The 3,838-nt window shown below is 74.8% G+C and carries 4 protein-coding genes; 3 read left to right on the forward strand and 1 reads right to left on the reverse strand.

Annotated features, from left to right (window positions below; all coding sequences use genetic code 11):
• Positions 1–763, reverse strand: a 763-nt coding sequence (locus tag GTW08_RS15600) for an AAA family ATPase (RefSeq protein ID WP_161152116.1), incomplete at its 3' end; no start/stop codon positions are given.
• A 672-nt stretch (positions 764–1,435) separates the two neighbouring features.
• On the opposite strand from GTW08_RS15600, the gene mraZ reads away from it, so the two are divergent.
• The 3 genes from mraZ to GTW08_RS15615 form a co-directional block, all read left to right on the forward strand.
• Positions 1,436–1,867 carry a division/cell wall cluster transcriptional repressor MraZ gene (gene mraZ, locus GTW08_RS15605; RefSeq protein ID WP_043276508.1) on the forward strand — a complete coding sequence of 144 codons (432 nt, stop codon included), beginning with the start codon at positions 1,436–1,438 and terminating at the stop codon, positions 1,865–1,867.
• Positions 1,868–2,261: 394 nt separating this feature from the next.
• The gene (rsmH, locus tag GTW08_RS15610; protein ID WP_073574078.1) at positions 2,262–3,260 is read left to right on the forward strand and encodes a 16S rRNA (cytosine(1402)-N(4))-methyltransferase RsmH; all 999 of its coding nucleotides are present in this window, start codon (positions 2,262–2,264) and stop codon (positions 3,258–3,260) included.
• A gap of 64 nt (positions 3,261–3,324) precedes the next feature.
• Positions 3,325–3,838, forward strand: a 514-nt coding sequence (locus GTW08_RS15615) for a hypothetical protein (protein ID WP_161152117.1), incomplete at its 3' end; no start/stop codon positions are given.

Genomic DNA, 3,838 nt, shown 5'->3' on the forward strand with positions numbered 1-3,838 from the left:
CCCGCAGCAGGTGCAGGGTCGCGCGCGGCGACGCACCGAGGCGGACCTCGGGCAGCCGCCGCGTCGCCCCGACGACCTCGACGCAGTAGCGGCGCACCTCCGCCGCGGTGTGCAGGCCGCGGACCCCGGCGATCATCGACCGCAGCGTGCGCAGGTCGGTCACCGGCCGCAGCCGCTCCAGCGGGTCGGTCGAGCCGTGCTCCTCGAGCATCGCCAGCTCGGCCGCCGGGTCCGGGTAGCCGACCGAGACGCGGACCGTGAACCGGTCCTGCTGGGCCTCGGGGAGCGGGTAGGTGCCGTCCATCTCCACGGGGTTCTGGGTGGCGACGACCATGAACGGGTCACCCAGCGGGTAGGTGCCGCCGTCGACGGTGACCTGGTGCTCGGCCATGCACTCCAGCAGCGCCGACTGGGTCTTGGGCGAGGCCCGGTTGATCTCGTCGGCGATCACGACGTTGGCGAACACCGGGCCGGGCCGGAACTCGAACTCCGAGGTCTGCCGGTTGTAGACCGACGAGCCGGTGATGTCGCCGGGCAGCAGGTCCGGGGTGAACTGCACCCGGCTCACCGCCCCGTCGACGGCCCGGGCGAGTGCCTTGGCCAGCGTGGTCTTGCCGACGCCCGGCACGTCCTCGACGAGCAGGTGCCCCTCGGCGAGCATCGCGACCAGGGCCAGCCGGATGGTGTCGGGCTTGCCGACGATGATCCGGGCCATCGCGGCGGCGATCCGCCCCGCCGCGTCGGCGACGGCGGCGGCGTCCATCGGCTCGGGCGCGAAACCGGGGTGCGCACCGCCGGCCTCGGCCCGGCGGAGGGGACCACCGGACGGCGACGGGACGGGTGGCACGGAGGGCGCGGACGGCGCGCTCGACGACAACGGGCCTCCTCAGGAGACGGCTCGGGTGACCCCAGTCTGTCAAACGTGCCCCGATCGGGACCGGGCGCCGCCACCCGCCTCGCGCCGCTGCTCCGTACGGCCGAACGCGGAGCGCTCCGGGACTCGCCCCGGCGGCCCCGGGCGCGAGGTCTCCCACGAGGCCCCCACGGCGCCCCACGGTGGTTCCCCACGCCGCTCCACCGCGCGTCCGCCGATCCCCCCACCGCCCCCCACCCGGGCTCACCACGGTCCCCCCACCGGCTCCCCACCCGTCCCCACCCCGGACGACCCGATCGGCCCGAGAACCGTCCCTGACCTGGGACGACGCCGGTGGGGGAGCGGTGGGCGCAGGTGCGGCCGGAGTGGCCGGAAACGGCCTCCGGGCGTCGCGCGACCGGGTGGCGCGTCGCGCGCCCCCACTGTCCCCCACCACCTCTGACCTGCGAAGATATCGGACCGGTGGTCGTAGATCCGCCCGTCTCGGGTTGACGGTGGGTGAGTGTGGGGTAGTGTGGTGATCGCTGGGACGAACAGGGGTCCCAGGTGGAGGTGGGGTCGGTGTTCCTCGGCACCTACACCCCGAAGCTGGACGACAAGGGGCGGCTCACGCTGCCCGCAAAATTCCGCGACGAGTTGCGAGGCGGCTGCATGATCACGAAAGGGCAGGACCACTGCCTCTACGTGTTCACCCGTGACGCCTTCACCGAGATGGCGCGCAAGATCGCCGCGGCCCCGCTGACGAACGAGTCAGCGCGGGTGTTCCAGCGGAACCTCTTCTCGGGCACCGACGAGCAGAACCCCGACGGCCAGGGCCGGATCGCGATCCAGTCCGAGCTGCGCCGGTACGCCGGACTGTCCAAGGACTGCGTGGTGATCGGCGCGTTCACGCGCGCCGAGATCTGGGACGCGCAGGCCTGGCAGGAGTACCAGGAGCGGCACGAGGACGAGTTCGCCAAGGCCCAGGAGGAGGTTCTGCCCGGGCTGTTCTGAGTTCCGCTGGCGGGCGGGACGACGGATGGCGGCAGTACCTGAGCAGGACAGCACGACCGACAGCGGACGACACCACCGTCGCCGCCCCGACCCGGGTGCCGTGATCGAGTCGGCCCTGGCACACCTTCCCCGGTGCCAGGTCCGTCTCGGCACGGCCCCCGGGTGGGGACGGCGCCGGCGCCCACCCCGACTGGGGAGTTCGGGTGGCGCGGTGGCGCCCGCGCGTCTTCGGGCGTGGAGCGGACCGGTTGTGGGAGCCGGCACGCCACACCCACGGACATCGACCCTCCCGGTCCCGGCCCCCGTGGCCGGGACCGGGTACGGCCGCCGCACCGGCGGCCCGCACGACACGCACGCACCACACGGGGACGGACGGCGCACCGGGGGGTGGGACGTGGACGGTACTTCCGGCGACGGCGCCACCCCGCGCGACGAGCGCGCGCCCGGTGACCGGCACACCCCGGTCCTGCTGGACCGCGTCTCCGAGCTGCTCGACCCCGCGCTGCGCGACCGCGACGCCGTCTACGTGGACGCCACTCTCGGCATGGGCGGCCACGCGGCGGCGCTGCTGGCCGCGCACCCCCGGCTGACCGTCGTCGGCATGGACCGCGACCCGCAGGCCCTCGAGCTCGCGGGCCGCAGGCTGACCGCCTACGCCGACCGGCTGCACCGGGTGCACACCGTCTACGACGACGTCGCCGGCGCGCTGGAGCAGGCGGGCGTGCCCGCCGCCGACGGCATCCTGTTCGACCTGGGAGTCTCCTCGCTCCAGCTCGACGAGGACGCCCGTGGCTTCTCCTACTCCCGCGACGCCGACCTCGACATGCGGATGGACCCGACCACCGGGCCGACCGCCGCCGACGTCCTGAACTCCTACGCCGCCGGCGAACTGCGCCGGATCCTGCGGGAGTACGGCGAGGAGCGGTTCGCCGGACCGATCGCCAACGCGATCGTCCGGACCCGGGAGAAGCGCCCGTTCACCCGCAGCACCGAGCTCGTCGAGCTGCTCTACGGCGTGGTCCCGGCCGCGTCCCGGCGCACCGGCGGGCACCCGGCGAAGCGGACCTTCCAGGCACTGCGCATCGAGGTGAACCGCGAGCTCGAGGTCCTGCGCGACGCGTTGCCCGCGGCACTGGACGCGCTCGCCCCGGGCGGGCGGATCGTCGTCCTGTCCTACCACTCGCTGGAGGACCGGATCACCAAGCGCGTGCTCGCCGAGCGCGTCCGCTCGCGGACCCCGGTGGACCTGCCGGTGGAGCTTCCCGGACACGGACCGGAGTTCCGGCTGCTCAGCCGGGGCTCCGAGCAGGCGTCCGACTCCGAGATCGCCCGCAACCCGCGGGCCGCCCCGGTACGGCTGCGCGCGGCGGAACGCGTGGAGGACGGGCCGTGAGCACCCGTGGCACGGATCCGAGCACGCAGGCAGCACCGGCACGGCGGAGAGGCAGGAACCCCCGATGAGCACACCCGTCATCGAGCGCCCGGGCACCCCGGGCGGTGGCCGGCAGCGGCCCGACACCCGCCAGAGCCGTCGTACCGCGGCACCTCCGCGGATCCCGGCCCAGCGCGGCCCCGGCGACGCCCGACGGGTGGCCGACCAGCGCCGCCGTAGCGCGGCCAGGGAGAACACCGGCCGCGCGAAGTTCGTGCTGGTCGTGATGGTCCTGCTGGTCTCGGGCCTGATCGCGACGCTGTGGCTGTCGACCGCCGCGGCGGCCGACTCCTACTCGCTGCAGGCGGCACGGGAGCGGACCGCGTCGCTCACCGAGCAGTCCGAGGCGCTCCGCAAGGAGGTCACGGTGCTGCAGAGCCCCGGCTCGCTCGCCGACCGCGCCGCGGCTCAGGGCATGGTCCGGGTGACCGACCCGGCACGCCTGGTGGTCGCACCGGACGGACGCGTCGACGTCGTCGGGGAGCCGAGTGCCGCCGTCGCCGCGGCGCCGCCCGCCCCGCCCGCCGCCGACGCACCGG

Source organism: Pseudonocardia sp. SID8383 (assembly GCF_009864975.1).
Classification (GTDB): Bacteria; Actinomycetota; Actinomycetes; order Mycobacteriales; family Pseudonocardiaceae; genus Pseudonocardia; species Pseudonocardia alni.